Origin of the sequence: Nesterenkonia marinintestina (genome assembly GCF_025420485.1) — a bacterium.
Taxonomy (GTDB): Bacteria; Actinomycetota; Actinomycetes; order Actinomycetales; family Micrococcaceae; genus Nesterenkonia; species Nesterenkonia marinintestina.
This window is the reverse complement of the sequence record NZ_JAOEFD010000010.1, coordinates 1-15,522: the sequence shown is the minus strand read 5'-3', so window position 1 is coordinate 15,522 and position 15,522 is coordinate 1. Positions and strand designations below refer to the sequence as shown.

General features: G+C 70.2%; 15 protein-coding genes. 9 read left to right on the top strand and 6 right to left on the bottom strand.

All coding sequences use genetic code 11. The features are described from left to right. Nucleotides 1-41: 41 nt before the first annotated feature. A complete protein-coding gene (locus tag N7E59_RS08770; RefSeq protein WP_261624556.1) occupies nucleotides 42-833 on the top strand; it encodes a 3-oxoacyl-ACP reductase in 792 nt (263 codons plus the stop codon). Then, on the top strand, nucleotides 830-2,137 hold the full coding sequence (locus N7E59_RS08765; RefSeq protein ID WP_261624555.1) for an LLM class flavin-dependent oxidoreductase: 1,308 nt from the start codon (nucleotides 830-832) through the stop codon (nucleotides 2,135-2,137). The genes N7E59_RS08770 and N7E59_RS08765 overlap by 4 nt, the downstream gene beginning before the upstream one ends. 45 nt (nucleotides 2,138-2,182) lie before the next feature. On the opposite strand, the gene N7E59_RS08760 is transcribed toward N7E59_RS08765, so the two are convergent. The 3 genes from N7E59_RS08760 to N7E59_RS08750 form a co-directional block, all read right to left on the bottom strand. Next, nucleotides 2,183-2,737, bottom strand: coding sequence for a TetR/AcrR family transcriptional regulator (locus N7E59_RS08760; RefSeq protein WP_261624554.1), 555 nt, complete (start codon nucleotides 2,735-2,737; stop codon nucleotides 2,183-2,185). Beyond that, entirely contained in the window at nucleotides 2,730-3,554 is an 825-nt protein-coding gene (locus N7E59_RS08755) for an alpha/beta fold hydrolase (protein WP_261624553.1), read from the bottom strand. Before N7E59_RS08755 ends, N7E59_RS08760 begins: the two co-directional genes overlap by 8 nt. 201 nt (nucleotides 3,555-3,755) lie before the next feature. Beyond that, a complete protein-coding gene (locus N7E59_RS08750) occupies nucleotides 3,756-4,712 on the bottom strand; it encodes an aminotransferase class IV (protein WP_261624552.1) in 957 nt (318 codons plus the stop codon). A gap of 110 nt (nucleotides 4,713-4,822) precedes the next feature. Here N7E59_RS08750 and cls point away from each other — a divergent pair, with 110 nt between their 5' ends. Next, nucleotides 4,823-6,316 carry a cardiolipin synthase gene (gene cls, locus N7E59_RS08745; protein WP_261624551.1) on the top strand — a complete coding sequence of 498 codons (1,494 nt, stop codon included), beginning with the start codon at nucleotides 4,823-4,825 and terminating at the stop codon, nucleotides 6,314-6,316. 273 nt (nucleotides 6,317-6,589) lie between these two features. Here cls and N7E59_RS08740 read toward each other — a convergent pair whose 3' ends face one another. After that, entirely contained in the window at nucleotides 6,590-6,793 is a 204-nt protein-coding gene (locus N7E59_RS08740) for a hypothetical protein (protein WP_261624550.1), read from the bottom strand. A 72-nt stretch (nucleotides 6,794-6,865) separates the two neighbouring features. Here N7E59_RS08740 and N7E59_RS08735 point away from each other — a divergent pair, with 72 nt between their 5' ends. The 5 genes from N7E59_RS08735 (at nucleotide 6,866) to N7E59_RS08715 (ending at nucleotide 12,439) form a co-directional block, all read left to right on the top strand. Then, a complete protein-coding gene (locus N7E59_RS08735; protein ID WP_261624549.1) occupies nucleotides 6,866-7,468 on the top strand; it encodes a TetR/AcrR family transcriptional regulator in 603 nt (200 codons plus the stop codon). A 158-nt stretch (nucleotides 7,469-7,626) separates the two neighbouring features. Continuing rightward, a complete protein-coding gene (locus tag N7E59_RS08730) occupies nucleotides 7,627-10,143 on the top strand; it encodes an MMPL family transporter (protein ID WP_261624548.1) in 2,517 nt (838 codons plus the stop codon). A 219-nt stretch (nucleotides 10,144-10,362) separates the two neighbouring features. Then, complete coding sequence (locus N7E59_RS08725; protein WP_261624547.1) at nucleotides 10,363-10,719, top strand: GntR family transcriptional regulator; 357 nt, start codon at nucleotides 10,363-10,365, stop codon at nucleotides 10,717-10,719. 50 nt (nucleotides 10,720-10,769) lie between these two features. Next, nucleotides 10,770-11,678 carry an ATP-binding cassette domain-containing protein gene (locus N7E59_RS08720; RefSeq protein WP_261624546.1) on the top strand — a complete coding sequence of 303 codons (909 nt, stop codon included), beginning with the start codon at nucleotides 10,770-10,772 and terminating at the stop codon, nucleotides 11,676-11,678. Next, nucleotides 11,675-12,439: a hypothetical protein gene (locus N7E59_RS08715; RefSeq protein WP_261624545.1), complete on the top strand. Its 765-nt coding sequence runs from the start codon at nucleotides 11,675-11,677 to the stop codon at nucleotides 12,437-12,439. The genes N7E59_RS08720 and N7E59_RS08715 overlap by 4 nt, the downstream gene beginning before the upstream one ends. A gap of 12 nt (nucleotides 12,440-12,451) precedes the next feature. Here the strand turns inward: N7E59_RS08715 and N7E59_RS08710 are convergent, their stop codons facing one another. Both N7E59_RS08710 and N7E59_RS08705 read right to left on the bottom strand, forming a co-directional pair. After that, entirely contained in the window at nucleotides 12,452-13,285 is an 834-nt protein-coding gene (locus tag N7E59_RS08710) for an HAD-IIA family hydrolase (RefSeq protein ID WP_261624544.1), read from the bottom strand. Between the two features lie 266 nt (nucleotides 13,286-13,551). Then, nucleotides 13,552-13,962, bottom strand: coding sequence for an RNA-binding S4 domain-containing protein (locus N7E59_RS08705; RefSeq protein WP_261624543.1), 411 nt, complete (start codon nucleotides 13,960-13,962; stop codon nucleotides 13,552-13,554). A 685-nt stretch (nucleotides 13,963-14,647) separates the two neighbouring features. On the opposite strand from N7E59_RS08705, the gene N7E59_RS08700 reads away from it, so the two are divergent. After that, nucleotides 14,648-15,522, top strand: an 875-nt coding sequence (locus tag N7E59_RS08700) for an SH3 domain-containing protein (RefSeq protein ID WP_261624542.1), incomplete at its 3' end; no start/stop codon positions are given.

The window sequence follows — 15,522 nt, the reverse complement described above, 5'->3', positions numbered from 1 at the left end:
CGCACCGTCGTTCGCCTTCGCCTCGAGATGAGAGGCAGGCCATGACCACTCCCACCGCATCAGCTGAGCAGACCGCGCTCGCCGACCAGATCGTCCTGGTCACCGGAGGCGCACGGGGCCTGGGAGCCGCGATCTCCCGGGCGTTCCTGGACGCCGGAGCGCGGGTGGTGATCAACTACCGCTCCTCGGAGGAGGCCGCGCAGGCGCTGGTCGAGGAGTTCCCGGAGCGGGCGTTCGCCGTCGCCGCCGACGTGCGTGATGCCGAGCAGGTCCGTGGGCTGGTCGACGCCGCCCGCGAACACTTCGGCGCCGCCCCCACCACCGTGGTCAACAACGCGCTGGTCGACTTCGTGTTCAACGGCGACGCGCGTCCGAAGGCCGACGAGCTGAGCTCCGCGGACCTCACCGCCCAGTTCGCCGGGTCGGTCGAGGCGCCGGTGCAGGTCATCCAGGCCGCGCTGCCCGGGATGCGGGAGGCCGGATTCGGCCGGGTCATCAACATCGGGACGAATCTGTTCCAGCACCCCGTCGTCCCGTACCACGACTACACCGCCACCAAGGCGGCCCTGCTCTCGCTGACCCGCACCTTCGCCGACGACCTCGGCCCCGAGGGCATCACGGTGAACATGGTCTCCGGCGGTCTGCTGCGCACCACCGACGCCTCCGCCGCGACCCCGGAGGAGGTCTTCGACGGCATCGCCGGGGCCACCCCGCTGCGCACGGTCACCACGCCCGAGCAGCTGGCCGACGCGGTGCTGTTCTTCGCCCACCCGTGGTCGCGCGGGGTGACCGGTCAGAACCTCATCGTCGACGGCGGCCTGGTGAAGGGATGAAGCCGGTCCGGCTGAACCTCTTCGCCTTCGGCGTCGGCCACCATAAGGCGGCCTGGCGTGCGGCGGACTCCCGGGTCGAGGACCTCGGCGACGTCGCCTACTGGGAGGAGCTGGCGCAGATCGCCGAGCGGGGCACGCTGGACGCGATGTTCCTCGCCGACGGGCAGTCGGTCACCGCCTCGGCCATGCAGGACGGTCCGCTGTGGTTCCTGGAACCGATCACCACATTGAGTGCGGCGGCCCGGGCCACGGAGCGGATCGGGCTGGTCACCACCGTCTCGGCCAGCTTCTGGACTCCGTACCACGCCGCCCGGATGCTCGGGTCGCTGGACCACATCTCCGGCGGCCGGGTCGGGTTCAACGTGGTGACCTCGATGTTCGACGCCGAGGCGCAGAACCACGGGATGGAGGCGCTGCCGGCCCACGCCGAGCGGTACGCGCGGGCGGCCGAGTTCATCGATGCGGTGCGGGCGCTGTGGGGCAGCTGGCCGGCGTCGTCGATCCTGGCCGACCGCGACGGCTCCTACGCGGACCCCGAGACGGTCCGCGGGATCGACCACGAGGGCGAGCACTTCCGGGTGGCCGGTCCGCTGAACGTGCCGAGCCCGCCGCAGGGTGAGCCGGCGCTGTTCCAGGCCGGCGCCTCGGAGCAGGGCCGCGATCTGGCCGCCCGGTACGCGGAGGGCATCTATGCGGTGGCCTACGACCTCGCCGCGGCGCAGGAGTACCGCTCGGACGTGCGGTCCCGTGTCGCGGAGGCGGGGCGGGACCCGGATGCGGTGGCGATCATGCCCGGGCTGGTGACCTACGTCGGCTCCACGATGGAGGAGGCGCGGTCCAAGCAGGCGGCGCTGGACGAGCTGCTGCCGGCGGAGGCCTCGCTGCGCCAGCTCAGCGTGTTCGTCGGGCAGGACACCTCGGGGTGGGAGCTCGACGCCCCGGTGCCCGAGCTTCCTCCCCTGGGGGAGTTCACCGGCCCGCAGGGGCGCTACTCCACGATCCTGCGGATCATCGAGACCGAGCGCCCCACGGTGCGGCAGCTGCTGGGTCGGCTCGCCGCCGGGGGAGGTCACTGCACCATGGTGGGCACCCCGGAATCGATCGCCGATGAGATCGAGCGATGGCTGGATGAGGGCGGAGCCGACGGCTTCAACCTCATGCCGCCGTCGCTGCCCGCCGGCATCGAGGACTTCGTGGAGCATGTGGTCCCGGAGCTGCGGCGGCGCGGCCGGCTGCGCACCGAGTACGAGGGGGCGACGCTGCGGGACCACCTCGGCCTGGCGGATCCCCGGCGGGCCTCTTAGGGGTTCGGCGCGGGGGTTCGGCGAGGGGGTCCGTGACTCGTGCCGTCAGCTCGGCAGCGACCGGAGGAAGGACTCGACGGCGCGGTCGAAGCTCTCGTCGACCGCCTGGGGCAGGGCGAAGCCGCCCTCGAGCTCCAGGGAGACGAACCCGTGCAGGAGTGCACGCAGACCGCGGACGGCGTGGACCTCGTCGTCGTCGCCGAGCGTGTGGCCGCGCAGCGCGGTGGTGAGCGTGTGCAGCAGGCGGGCGGAGACCTCGAGGTCGGACGCCGACGCGTGGTCCGCCGCCTTGAGCGTGTACGGGTAGGCCCGCGGGTTCCGCAGCGCCCATGACCGGTATGCCGAGGCCAGCCGACGGACGGCCTCGTCCCCGGAGCGCCCGGCGACGGCGTCGGCGAGGACGTCGAGCAGCTCGTGCTTGACCGCGACGCCCACCTCGGCGTGCAGGTCGTCCAGCCCGGCCACGTGCTTGTACAGCGAGGGGGTCCGCACCCCGAGTGCGGCGCTGAGCGCGGCGAGCGTCAGCGGGTCGGGGGTCTCGTCGATCAGCCGCCGGGCTGCGGAGATCACGGTGTCGCGGGTGAGGCCGGCCCTAGGCATCGGCGAGGCCTCCGAGGAAGCCGACGACGGCGACGAGGGTGTCCTCCGGCTGCTGGGCGTGCGGATAGTGACCGGCGTCGGGGACCATGACGCAGCTCCCGCCCAGGGCGTCTGCGGCCCACTGGGCCTCGGCCTCCGGGTCGGGGAAGTCCGGGTCCAGTGCGCCCATGATCACGGTGGAGGGCGCGGTCACCCGGGGGACTAGGGCTTCGGCCTCCCGGTGGCTGGTGCGGGTGGTCCGGGAGAAGGCGACGGCGTGGTCCGGCCGGCGCAGGGACTCCCGGACTGCCGTCCGATGCTCCTCGAAGTCTTCGGGCCGGCGTCCCGCGTAGAGCGTCGGCAGGTATCGGTGCCAGACCGCGCCGATCCAGCGTGGATGCATCAGGATCCGCATCGCGGTGCTCATCAGCGGGGAGGTGCTGGGGTCGCGGAGGAACGGGCCGAGCAGCACCAGTCCGCGGACCAGCTCCGGTCGGCGGGCGGCGACGATCACCGCCGCCGCCGCGGACATGGAGGAGCCGACGACGACGGCGGGGGCGCCGATCTCCTCGAGCAGCGCGATGAGGTCCTCGGCGGTGGCCTCGTCCCTGTATTCGGCGAAGCTCGCATCGCTGTCTCCGTGCCCGCGGAGGTCTGCGGTGATGGTCTCGTATCCGGCGTCGACGAGCCCGGGGATCAGGTGGCGGAAGGTCCGGCGCAGATCTCCCATGCCGGGGGACAGGAGCACGGGATCTCCGGAGCCGGTGCGGGAGTAGGCGATGTCGCCGTCGGGCCGGGGGAGCCACAGCGTGGGGGTGAACAGGTCGTCGCTGATCATGAAGCTATGGTACGAAGCTCCTAGACTAAGTGCAATAGCCTTCGGAGTCCGTGCTGCGGGCGCGCTGGTCCGGAGCACTGCTGGCCCCATAGTCCGGATGCGCCTCCAGGTGTCCAGCCTGTTCTGCAGGATCCGATCCAGATCTGTCGGGGATTCGGCAGAACACGCTGGATGACCGGACGGTGAGGAGCCCCGGGGGGCTCACTCCCCGGGGTGGCTGACCGGCAGGTCCTCCGCGAGGAACCCGCGCAGGGCTTCGGTGATCTCGTCGTCGACGGCCATCTCGGTCTCGTCGACCCGCCACACCGGCACGACTCCGCGCACCGAGGCGGCGAGGAACACGTGGTCGGCGTCGAACAGCTGCTGCGGGGTCAGCGGGCCGTAGCCCAGGTCCCAGCCGGCGCGCGCGGCCCCGGCGAACACCGCGCCCTGCGTGGTGCCCGGCAGCACGCCGGCCTCCAGCACCGGCGTCACCACCTGCGGGGTCTCGCCCTCGCCGCGGCGGTTGACCAGCAGCACCGTGGAGTTCGGCCCCTCCAGCAGCTGCCCGTCGGTGGTGTGGAAGATGACGTCGTCGTGCCCGTGGGCCTCGGCCCACCTCTTGGAGGCCATGTTGATCGCGTAGCTCAGTGTCTTCGCGCCCAGCAGCAGCCAGGGGGCGCGCTCGGCGACGTCGGCGTCGAACCCGCGGTCCAGCAGGGTGACGCTGAACTGCTTGGCCTGATCGGCCTTCGCCCAGTCCGGTGCCGGGGTGAGCAGCGCCCAGTAGGTGCCGGCGTACTCCGGGTCGTCCGACGCCGGCTCGCCGTCCACGCCGCGGGTGGCGGTCAGCCGCACCATCAGCTCCTCCGGCACGCCGCCGCGGGCGCGGTACTCCTCGAGGCCGAGCTCGACGGCGGCCCGCCACGCCGACTCCGGCGGGATCCCCAGTTCGAGCATGCGGGCCGAGCGCCGCAGCCGCTCCAGGTGGGCGTCGTACTTGCGGACGTGACCGTCCAGCACGTGCATCGTCTCGAAGATCCCGTCGCCGCGGACCACGCCCAGGTCCGTCACGCGCAGTTGGGGCTGATGCGGGTCGAAGATCATGCCGTCGGGGTGCTCGGCGTCGAGCCGGACGCCGACTGCGGCCACGTTGTCCTCACGGAAGTGCTCTGCCATGGCCCCAGCATAGTCCGCACCGCAGTGGTGTCGGCCACATCGGTGTCCGCCGCAGATCGCGTGTCAGGGGGCCGACGTAGAATCGTGGCACGAGATCGGGAGGTGAGCGCGTGCTCTGGCCGCTGAGCGGATTCAGCATCGACGGCCTGCCCGAGTGGGTCATCTGGATCGTGCTGGTCCTGGAGATCGGGGTGCGCGTCGCGGTCCTGGGCATCATCCCCGGCAACCGACGTCCCGCCACCGCGATGGCCTGGCTGCTGGCGATCTTCTTCATCCCGGCGATCGCGCTGCCCCTGTTCCTGCTGATCGGCACGAACAAGCTCTCCCGACGCCGGCAGGAGCGCCAGCGGGTGATCAATCAGGCCCTGCTGCAGGCCACCAGCCACATGGATCTGAGCGATCAGCTGGTCGCCTGCGGGCCGCAGCTGCGCGGGACGGTCGTGCTCAACCGGCGTCTCGGGGCGTTCCCCATCCACGGGGGCAACCATCTGCGGCTGCTGCCGGAGTACGGGCAGGCCTTCGACTGGATGGTCGAGGCCATCGACTCGGCCGAGGACTACGTCCACGTGCTCTTCTACATCATGGGCGACGATCCGCAGTACGCGGGTCCGGTCTTCGATGCCATGGAGCGGGCCGCCGCGCGCGGGGTCACGGTCCGTCTGCTCTACGACCACATGGGCACCATGCGGGTGAAGGGGTACCGACGCCTGAAGCGGCGGCTGCGGGACTCCGACGTCGAGTGCCATGCGGTCCTGCCGGTGAGGCCGCTGAAGCGGCGGTTCTCCCGACTGGACCTGCGGAACCACCGCAAGATCGTCGTCGTCGACGGCGATCGTGCCCTGACCGGCAGCGCGAACCTGATCGAGCCGCACTACCACCGCCCCTCGGCTCGGAGGCTGGGGCGGCGATGGGTGGAGCTCAACGTGGTCGCCTCCGGCCCGGTGGTCACCGGGCTGGACATCGTCTTCGCCTCGGACTGGTACTCGGAGACCGGGCAGGACATCTCCGGGTTGCTCTCCGTCGACATGCAGAAGGACGAGGAGGCCCGGGGCGGCTCCCTGGTGCAGGTGGTCCCGTCGGGCCCGGGGTTTCCGGACGAGAACAATCTGCGTCTGTTCAACGATCTGCTCTACAACGCGGTGGAGAGGGTGGTGATCTGCACCCCGTATCTGGTGCCGGACGACTCGCTGCTCTACGCGGTCACCGGGGCGGCCCACCGTGGGGTGGATGTCACGCTGCTGGTCTCCGAGCGCGCCGACCAGGGGGTGGTCCACCACGCCCAGCAGTCCTACTACGAGGGGCTGCTCGACGCCGGGGTGCGGATCCTGCGGTACCCGTACCCGGACGTGATGCACGCGAAGTTCATGCTCATCGACGACGACGCCATGGTCATCGGTTCATCGAACATGGACATGCGGTCGTTCAGCCTGAACCTGGAGGTCACGCTGATGATCGTCGACGAGGCCATGGTCGCGGCGACCGAGAGGGTGTTCGACCGCTACCGGGAGGACGCGAAGGAGCTGAGCCTGGAGGAGTGGCGGCGTCGGCCCCTGGGAGTCCGCTACCTGGACAACGTCTGCCGCCTCACCGCCGGACTGCAGTAGTCCCACCGGTCCGACCCGTTCCATCCTGCACCTCCCCGCCCTGCACCGACCCGGCCTGCACCGACCCGCCCTGCACCTCTCCGTCCCCATCGAGGGAGAGAATCTCGTGCCGGATGTCGGAGTGTCGCCGCAAGGTTCGCTCCCTCGACGAGGGGTGGCGGCAGGCGGCTCATCGAGGGAGAGAATCTCGTGCCGGATGTCGGCGTGTCGTCGCGAGGTTCGCTCCCTCGATGAAGGGTCGCGGGGAGCCGGGCCTCGGGGCGTGCGGGGCGCTCAGCGTTGGTGCTTCGAGTGGCGGCGGAGGTGGCCGGCGCCGTCGGCGACCATCCAGCCGCCGACGCCGAGCTGCACCACCGAGACCCAGGCCCAGCCGATGTCGAACCACAGGAAGTAGATGCCGGTGGCCGCGATCAGCACCCCCGCCAGAAGGGTCAGCCAGGAGGCGCGACGGGGCTGGACGGTGATCTCTTCGGCCATGCCTCCAGCCTACGACGACGACGCCGTCGTCGCTCCGCCGAGGTCGCCGGCAGGACGCCGTACGATGGCGGCGTGACCTGCACCCGCCCCACCTCCTCCCGCGGCCGCCCGCGCAGCACCGCCTCCCATCAGGCGGTGCTCGACGCCGTCGCGCACCTGCTCGACGTCGAGCACCTCGGCTTCGAGCAGCTGACCATCGAGGGCATCGCCGCCCAGGCCGGCGTGGGGAAGCAGACGATCTACCGGTGGTGGCCCCATAAGGCCGCCGTCGTGCTCGAAGCGATCCAGGCCGGGCGCCTGTCCCTGGACATCGGCGAGGTCCCGCACACCGGAGATCTGACCGCCGATCTGCAGGCCTGGATGCGCGAGGCCCGGGAGCGGGTCTTCACCGAGGGCAACATCGCCCTGGTCCGCAGCCTCGTCGTCGCACTCATCGCCTCCGGTGGCGGCGTGGAGGAGTACCTGCCCGGCGGCAGCATCCAGCAGGGGTCGCAGCTGGCCGAACGGCTGCGGGCGGAGCGTGAGGCGGGTCGGCTGCGTGCCGACGCCGACGTCGACGCCGCGACGTTCGCGCTCCTCGATCCGGTGGTGATGAAGCTCATCGGCGCCGAGGTTCCGGAGCCGCGGTGGCTCGAGGCGCTGGTCGACGTCGTCGTCGCCGGCATCCGCGCCTGAGCCGCAGCACCGCCCCGCCCCGGTGAGATCGCCCACATCTCCCCCGCGGAGACCCGTCAGGGATTTGCGAGACGCACCGTTCCGTATAACCTGGTGCAGGCGCTGCGGCCCCTCGTCCCATCGCCCCCTCAGACGTCCTCTCCGATCGGAGACCCTCCATGGCGAAACTCCTCTATCGCCTCGGCCTGCTCAGCGCACGCCGAGCCAAGACCGTCGTCGGCGCCTGGTTCGCGATCCTCGCGATCGCGATCACCTCGTTCCTGAGCTTCGGCGGCCAGCTGACCAACCAGATCTCCATGCCGGACCTGGAGACCACCGAGGTCGCCGACCGGATGGCCGAGGAGATCGAGGACGGCGCCGGCGGCAGCGCCCAGGCGGTGATCCGCACCGACGACGGCGAGCCCTTCACCGATGAGCAGAAGGAGCAGCTGACCGACGTCTTCGACGAGGTCGAGCAGAACGACTCCGTCAGCTCGGTGACCGATCCCTTCGAAGCCGCCGACGAGGCCGACTCCGGCCGTGCGGAGGTCGAGGACGGCCAGGAGGAGCTCGAAGACGGGCGCGCCCAGCTCGAGGACGGGCAGGACGAGATCGACTCCGGGCAGGACGAGCTGGACTCCGGCCAGGAGCAGCTCGACGCCGCGATCTCCGAGGCCCAGGACGCCGGGATGTACGAGGCCGCGCAGGACGAGTTCGAGCAGCAGCAGGATGAGATCGACGCCGGCCGGGAGGAGCTCGACCAGGCCCAGTCCGACCTCGACGAGAACCGCGAGGAGCTGGAGTCCGGTGAGGCCGAGCTGGAGCGCGGCGAGCAGATGCTCGAGCTCTCCGACGGCATGGGCACCGTCTCCGAGGACGGCGACGTCGCCGTGCTGACGGTCAACTTCCCCGAGTCGGTCCAGGGCGTCGACATGGACGACCTCTCCGCCATCTCCGAGACGCTGGTGGAGAACGACGTCGACGGCGTCGAGATCCTCCCCTCCCAGGACCTGGCCTTCGAGACCCCGGAGCTGTTCTCCAAGGCCGAGGCCATCGGTCTGCTGGTGGCGGCGATCGTGCTGATCGTCATGCTCGGCACCCTCATCGGCGCTGGTCTGCCGCTGCTCAACGCGCTGATCGGGGTCGGTGTCGGCGTCGCCGGCGCGCTGTCACTCTCCGGGCTCGTCGAGATGATGTCGGTGACCCCGATCCTGGGGCTGATGCTCGGCCTCGCGGTCGGGATCGACTATGCCTTGTTCATCCTCCACCGGCACCGACGGCAGCTGAAGGAGGGGATGGACGTCGTCGACTCCATCGCCCTGGCCAACGGCACCGCCGGTAATGCGGTCGTCTTCGCCGGGGTGACGGTGATCATCGCGCTGCTTGCGCTCAACGTGACCGGGGTCGGGTTCCTCGCGCTGATGGGGTCGGTGGCCGCGTTCTGCGTGTTCATCGCCGCGCTGATGGCGGTGACCATGACCCCGGCGACGATGTCGCTGGTGGGGATGCGGATCCTCTCCAAGAAGGAGCGGGCGCGGGTCGGCCACGTCTCCGTCGACGCCGTCACCGAGGGGATGCGGACCCCGCGTCAGGTGCTGATCGCCCTGGCCGCCGTCGCCGCCCTGGTGGCTCTGGCGATCCCGGCGTTCTCCCTGCGGCTGGGCCTGCCCGACGCCTCGGCCGAGGCTGAGGACTCCGCGCCGTACCAGGCGTATCAGGAGATCGACGAGTCCTTCGGCGCGGGCATGAACTCGCCGCTGCTGGTCCTGGCGGACATGCCGGGCCCGATGGACGACGACGAGGCGACCGACGAGCAGATCGCGGTGGCTCAGGAGCTGGGCACCGTCGACGACGTCGAGGCCGCCGTGCCCACCGGGACGAACGACGACGGGTCCGTGGCCTCCTTCGCGGTCATCCCGACCGACGGGCCGGCCTCCGAGTCCACCGAGGACCTGGTCCATGAGCTTCGCGACGGCGACGTCCTCGCCGGTACGGACGTCTCCGACGTGGACCTCTCGGTGGCGGGCGCCGCGGCGGCGAACATCGACATCTCGGACGTGATCGCCGACGCGCTGCCCCTGTACCTGGGCCTGGTGGTGGGTCTCTCCCTGCTGCTGATGGTGATGGTGTTCCGCTCGCTGCTGCTGCCGCTGGTCGCGACCCTGGGCTTCATCGGCTCCTTCGCCGCGGCGATGGGCGCGGTGGTGGCCGTCTACCAGTGGGGGTGGCTCTCCGAGCTGTTCGGGGTGACCGGGACGGGGCCGATCCTCACGTTCCTGCCGATCATCGCCATGGGGATCCTCTTCGGCCTGGGCATGGACTATCAGCTGTTCACCGCGACCGGGATGCGCGAGGCCTACGCCCATGGGGCGAAGCCGCGGGTGGCGGTGCGCAGGGGGCTGCTGGCCGGTCGTGCGGTGGTGACGGCGGCGGCGCTGATCATGGCCTCGGTGTTCGCCGGGTTCATCTTCACCGACGACGTCATGGTGACCTCCATCGGCTTCGCCCTGGCACTGGGGGTGCTGCTGGATGCGTTCGTGGTCCGGCTGCTGCTGGTCCCGGCGGTGCTGCATCTGCTGGGTCCGGCCGCGTGGTGGCTGCCCCAGTGGATGGACCGGCTGATCCCCGACGTCGACGTCGAGGGTGCCGCCCTGGAGGCGGAGATCACCAAGCGCTCCGAGGGCGCGGGGATCTGACCCGACCTCCTCCCTCCGCCCATCGAGTCCCCGATCCCTGCAGCAGTTCAGGCCGTCTCCGGCCCGACACGCCGCAGGGATCGGGGACTCGATGTGTGGGAGGGGACCGGCTGCCGTTGACACCCGTCATGTTCCATGGTTCATTAGTATAGTAATGAACCAACGGGGTAAGGAAGTGCAGTAGGCTGATCGGGTCCTGAAGCGGATCGAGGAGGGCCGGTGGAAGAGGGTCGAGCGCTGTTCGTGCAGATCGCCGAGCAGATCGAAGCCTCGGTGCTGGACGGCACTGTGGCCGAGGGTGAGCGCGCCCCGTCCACCAACGAGCTTGCCGCCTTCCACCGCATCAACCCGGCCACTGCGGCGAAGGGGATCAACCTCCTCGTCGACCGCGGAATCCTCGTCAAGCGTCGCGGGCTCGGCATGTTCGTCGCCGACGGCGCCCGTGAGGTCCTCCTGGAGGGCCGACGACGAGAGTTCGCCGACCGCTACCTCACCCCGCTGCTCACCGAAGCCCGCGCCGTCGGGCTCACGGTCGAGACAGTCGTCGAGATGATCCGCGCCCAGTCGGGCCGCTGAGCAGGCTGACCGAGAGGTCGCCGGCCGGGCGCGGAGGGAGGAAGGATGCCATGGAAGCCGCCGTCGAGGTGCGGGACCTGACCCGCCGATACGGTGACACGCTCGCCCTGGATCGGGTGTCGCTGAGTCTGGAGCGGGACGTCATCCACGGTCTGCTGGGCCGCAACGGAGCGGGCAAGACGACGCTCATGTCGCTGATGACCGCCCAGGACTGGCCGAGCACCGGGGACGTCGAGGTCCTGGGGCAGCGGCCGCACGAGAACGAGAAGGTCTTACCGAGGATCTGCTTCGTGCGTGAGGACCAGCGATACATCGACGACGCCCGCGCCGCCCACGCCTTCCGTGCCGCCGCACGGGCCTTCCCGCGCTGGGACCAGGCCGTGGCGGATCGCCTCATGGCCGACTTCCGGGTCCCCGAGAGGACGCGGATCAAGAAGATGTCCAAGGGGCAGCGCTCGGCCGTGGGGGTCATCATCGGCATCGCCTCCCGGGCGGAGGTGACCTTCTTCGACGAGCCGTACATGGGCCTGGATGCGGTGGCGCGGCAGCTGTTCTACGACCGACTCCTGGAGGACTACGCCGAGCACCCGCGCACGATCGTGCTCTCCTCGCACCTGATCGACGAGATCGCGCACCTGGTGGAGAACGTCGTCGTCATCGACGGTGGCCGGATCCTGGTGGACGAGCCGGCGGAGGCGCTCCGCGGCCGGGCCGTCACGCTCGTCGGTCGGGCCGAGGCGGTGGAGGAGATCGTGGGATCCCGGGAGGTGCTGCACCGCGAGGCGCTGGGTCGGATGGTCCGGACCACGGTGCTCGGGGCCCTCGACGACGCCGAGCGTCACCGGGTCGATGAGCTCGACGTCGACCTCGTCCCGGTCTCGCTGCAGCAGCTGGTGGTCCGTCTCACCTCACGTGAGGCGGGCGGGGGAGACGCACAGGAACTGGAGGAGAAGTCATGAGCACGATGGAATCAGCACCTGACATCAGGGCCCGTCCCGAGTCGACCGTGATCCGGTCTCGGATCCCGGCGGCGTTCCGCCTGCAGTTCGCCGTTCCGGGCCAGCTGATCTGGGTCCCGCTGATCGTGTTCCTCGCCTCCTGGGCCATCGGCACGGGGATCGGCCTGTGGATCCAGCAGGTCGCCGGTGCGCAGAACGGCGAGGCGGCCACGATGACCGGGGCGAGCCAGGCCACCGTCTGGACGCTCGGGTTCCTCGCCGCCTACGTCGCCTCGCACACGTTCCCCTTCGCGCTGGCGCTGAGCTACAGCCGACGGGTCTTCATGATCGGGGTGTCGCTGGCGTTCGCGGTGGTGGCGGCCGCCTTCGGCGTGGGTGCCGGGCTGGCGGCTCAGCTCGAGGAGCTCACCGACGGGTTCGGTGCGGAGGCGTACACGTTCGCGGTGCCGTTCCTCGTCGACGACGGCACGATCGCCTTCGGCCTCTTCGCCGCCGCCCTCACGTTCGCGGTGATGCAGTTCGGCTTCTTCTGGGCGAGCCTGTATCGACGGGTCACTCTGATCCTGCTGTGGACGCTGATCATCGTGATCGTCGCCGTGCTGGCGGTGGCGGCGATGCTGGTCACCACCTATGACGGGTGGCCGACCGTGTTCCGCTGGGTCGTGGAGCAGCACGTCGCCGGTCTGGCCGGATGGCTGGGCCTGGTGGGTCTGCTCGGCGTGGCCGTGAACTACGCGCTCATCCGACGCTCCACGGCCTGAGCCGCGGCGCGCTCAGGAGCCGCCGCGGGAGTCGATCCCCTCGTCGTCGCCGTCGAGCGGTTCGTCGAGCAGCTCGTGGACGCCGTCGATGATCCGGTTCGGGCGGAACGGGAAGTCGGCCACGTCGGCGCGGGAGGACACCCCCGACATCACCAGCACCGTGTACATCCCGGCCTCCATGCCGGCGACGATGTCGGTGTCCATCCGGTCGCCGATCATGGCGGTGTGCATCGAGTGGGCGCCCAGCCGGTTCAGCGCCGACCGGAACATCATGGGGTTCGGCTTGCCCACCACGTAGGGCTCACGCCCGGTGGCCTTGGTGATCAGGGAGGTGATGGCCCCGGTGGCCGGGAGCACTCCCTCGGGGGAGGGGCCGGTGGCGTCGGGGTTGGTGGAGATGAAGCGGGCGCCGTCGCGGATCAGGCGCACCGCGCGGGTGATCGCCTCGAAGCTGTAGTTCCTGGTCTCCCCGACGACCACGTAGTCCGGGTCCACCTCGGACATGATGAAGCCGGCCTCGTGCAGGGCGGTGGTCAGTCCGGCCTCGCCCACGACGAAGCACGTGCCGCGGGAGTTCGACTCCGGGTCCGCCTGATTGGCGAGGAACTTCGCCGTGGCGAGTGCGGATGTCCAGATCCGCTCCTCGGGGACGACGAGTCCGGAGTTCCGCAGCCGGGCGGCGAGGTCCCGGGCGGTGTAGATCGAGTTGTTCGTCAGCACCAGGTAGGGGAGGTCCTGGCGGCGCCACTGTTCGAGCAGCTCGGCGGCGCCGGGCAGCGGCTCCTGCTCGCGGACGAGCACGCCGTCCATATCGGTCAGCCAGCATTCGATCGACTCAGCGCTCATGAGTTCATCCTAGTGGCGGGGATCGGCCTGAGACACGGGTGTGCTCGCGGGGTTCTGGGCAAGGAGAGAGCCCCCGGGAACCTGGCCTGCGTGAGGGGAACGCATCAGATCGGCCAGCCCGGGGGCTCTCGTATCACTCGCACCTTGATGAGGCACCACCCACTCTAAGAAGCCAGGTTTGGGGCATGCTCGGCAGAGGCTTACGGTTCCCTGTGAGTTTCTCCGCGCCGCCGCGGGGCGCCTCCGAGCGGGTCCCGACGCACCTCCTACGGCGCGCGTCCGAGGTCGCGGCGCAGCTCGTCCAGCTGTCGCCGCTCCTTCTTCGTCGGTCGGCCCGAACCGCGCGGGCGCACCGGCAGACCCAGATCGCGGGGGCGCTCCCGCGGCGGGGAGTGGTCCCGGTAGGCGGTGCGCGCCACCGGCGCACCGACCCGCTTGGAGTAGGTGAGCACCACCTCGAGCACGATCTGGTGTCCCGGTCGTCGGATGCGCACCACGGTGCCGGGGCGGATCTTCGCGGAGGCCTTCACCGGGTCGCCGTCGATGGTGATGTGTCCGGCACGGCACGCCTCGGTGGCTGTGGCGCGGGTCTTGAACTGCCGGACGGACCACAGCCAGGCGTCCACGCGGACGGGAGCGGTCGGCCCGTCCGGAGTCTGAGCCTGCGTGGTGGTCATCGCACCAGTGTAGGAGTGGCCCGGACAGCAACAGACCCCGTGACGACGACGTGAGGGGGACGTCTGCATGTCGACACGGGGTCTGCTTGTATCACTCGCACCTTGAAGAGGCACCTTCCACTCTAGGAGCCGATCGTCAAGGTTCAATGGGTAGAGCCTGAGAGTTCGCTGAAATTTGGGGAGCGAGCAGGTGAACTGTCGAATCCCCAGGTCAGCGTCGCGCGTCGACCCATGAGTTCACCTCAGATTCACCTTCGGCACGTCCGCAGGGCCTGAACGTAGGTGCCACTCGGCTGACCGCAGATTCTGCGCACGAGCAGTCCAACTGCTCATCCCGATGGCCTGCCCTCCCCATCATCGACAGTTCCTCGCGAACCTCCGATTCCCCGCCGACAGCCTTCAACCGGGGGTTGAGGCTTTCGGAGATTTTCCTTGCCGACCGTTACAACCTCGTGATTACAGTTGTGTCGGCCTGGCGATTCCACCGCATGCGCTTCCCATCGCCGCACGCGGAGACTGCACCGCGCCGGGCTGACAACCTGACCGACCGGAGAGAGCGGTCGGCGCCCGCGCAGTCGGTCCTCGGACCGCGTCGCCCACGACGCGACGCCGCACTGCCGATCGGCGTCGGAGGCTCCTCACCGGTCTTGAGGGGACGATCTCGTCGTCCAGTGAGGAACACGCAGTGTCTAAGAAGCTTCCCCCTGCGGTTGCCGGCACCATCGCCGTCGGCCTGACCCTGCCGCTGACCCCCGCCGCCTGGGGAGCCGACGCTCCTCAGACCGAGCGGCCGACCACCGACGCCCCCGACGTCGAGCGCACCGCTCAGACCACCGACGTCCTCGACGGAGTCGAGCTGACCGTGGCGTCCTCGGGTGTGAGCGTCACCTCCCTGGCCTCCGCGAAGGACTCAGACGGGGCGCCCGCCACCGCAGCGGCCGCCGGTTCTGAGACGACGGCCGCCTCCGCCGAGCAGCGTGCGCCGCACCAGGCCGTCGAGTGGCTCAATGCGCGCAGCGGGCCGGGCGTCGACCACGGCGTCGACGACGGCGCCGACCTCGTCCTGACCCCCGGCGAGGACTTCACCCTGTCCGCATCCGACGGTGCCTGGGTCGCGTTCGACGACGACGGCGACACCCGTTGGGTGAACGGGGCCTACCTGCAGCCCTCCGACGCCGACGCCCGTTCCGCCAGTGTGAGCGGTGACGTCTGGCTGAACCACCGTGCGGGTCAGGGCGTGGAGAACGAGGTTGTCCAGGTGCTGCGGCCCGGGCAGTCGGTCCAGGTGCATGTCGTCGGAGTGGACGGCTGGTACCTGGTGTCGGCGGGCGAGTACACCGGGTGGGTCAACGGTTCGTACCTGACGTTCCCCGCGAGCGGTGAGGCGGCGCCGAAGGTCCAGAAGGATGTGGAGACTGCTGCGCCGGCGGAGTCTGAGCCGGAGGAGTCTGCGGCGGAGGCGCCGGAGAAGGTGGAGCGGACTCCCGAGCCCAAGCCGGAGCCGACCCAGGAGGCTGAGCCGGAGCCTGAGCCTACCGAGGAGCCGGAGCCGGAGCCTGA

What these genes read in the sequence shown, in the direction of transcription:
- N7E59_RS08770 (WP_261624556.1), top strand. Translation starts at nt 42, where the DNA reads ATGACCACTCCCACCGCATCAGCTGAGCAGACCGCGCTCGCCGACCAG.
- N7E59_RS08765 (WP_261624555.1), top strand. Translation starts at nt 830, where the DNA reads ATGAAGCCGGTCCGGCTGAACCTCTTCGCCTTCGGCGTCGGCCACCAT.
- N7E59_RS08760 (WP_261624554.1), bottom strand. Translation starts at nt 2,737, where the DNA reads ATGCCTAGGGCCGGCCTCACCCGCGACACCGTGATCTCCGCAGCCCGG.
- N7E59_RS08755 (WP_261624553.1), bottom strand. Translation starts at nt 3,554, where the DNA reads ATGATCAGCGACGACCTGTTCACCCCCACGCTGTGGCTCCCCCGGCCC.
- N7E59_RS08750 (WP_261624552.1), bottom strand. Translation starts at nt 4,712, where the DNA reads ATGGCAGAGCACTTCCGTGAGGACAACGTGGCCGCAGTCGGCGTCCGG.
- N7E59_RS08740 (WP_261624550.1), bottom strand. Translation starts at nt 6,793, where the DNA reads ATGGCCGAAGAGATCACCGTCCAGCCCCGTCGCGCCTCCTGGCTGACC.
- N7E59_RS08730 (WP_261624548.1), top strand. Translation starts at nt 7,627, where the DNA reads ATGGCGAAACTCCTCTATCGCCTCGGCCTGCTCAGCGCACGCCGAGCC.
- N7E59_RS08720 (WP_261624546.1), top strand. Translation starts at nt 10,770, where the DNA reads ATGGAAGCCGCCGTCGAGGTGCGGGACCTGACCCGCCGATACGGTGAC.
- N7E59_RS08715 (WP_261624545.1), top strand. Translation starts at nt 11,675, where the DNA reads ATGAGCACGATGGAATCAGCACCTGACATCAGGGCCCGTCCCGAGTCG.
- N7E59_RS08710 (WP_261624544.1), bottom strand. Translation starts at nt 13,285, where the DNA reads ATGAGCGCTGAGTCGATCGAATGCTGGCTGACCGATATGGACGGCGTG.
- N7E59_RS08705 (WP_261624543.1), bottom strand. Translation starts at nt 13,962, where the DNA reads ATGACCACCACGCAGGCTCAGACTCCGGACGGGCCGACCGCTCCCGTC.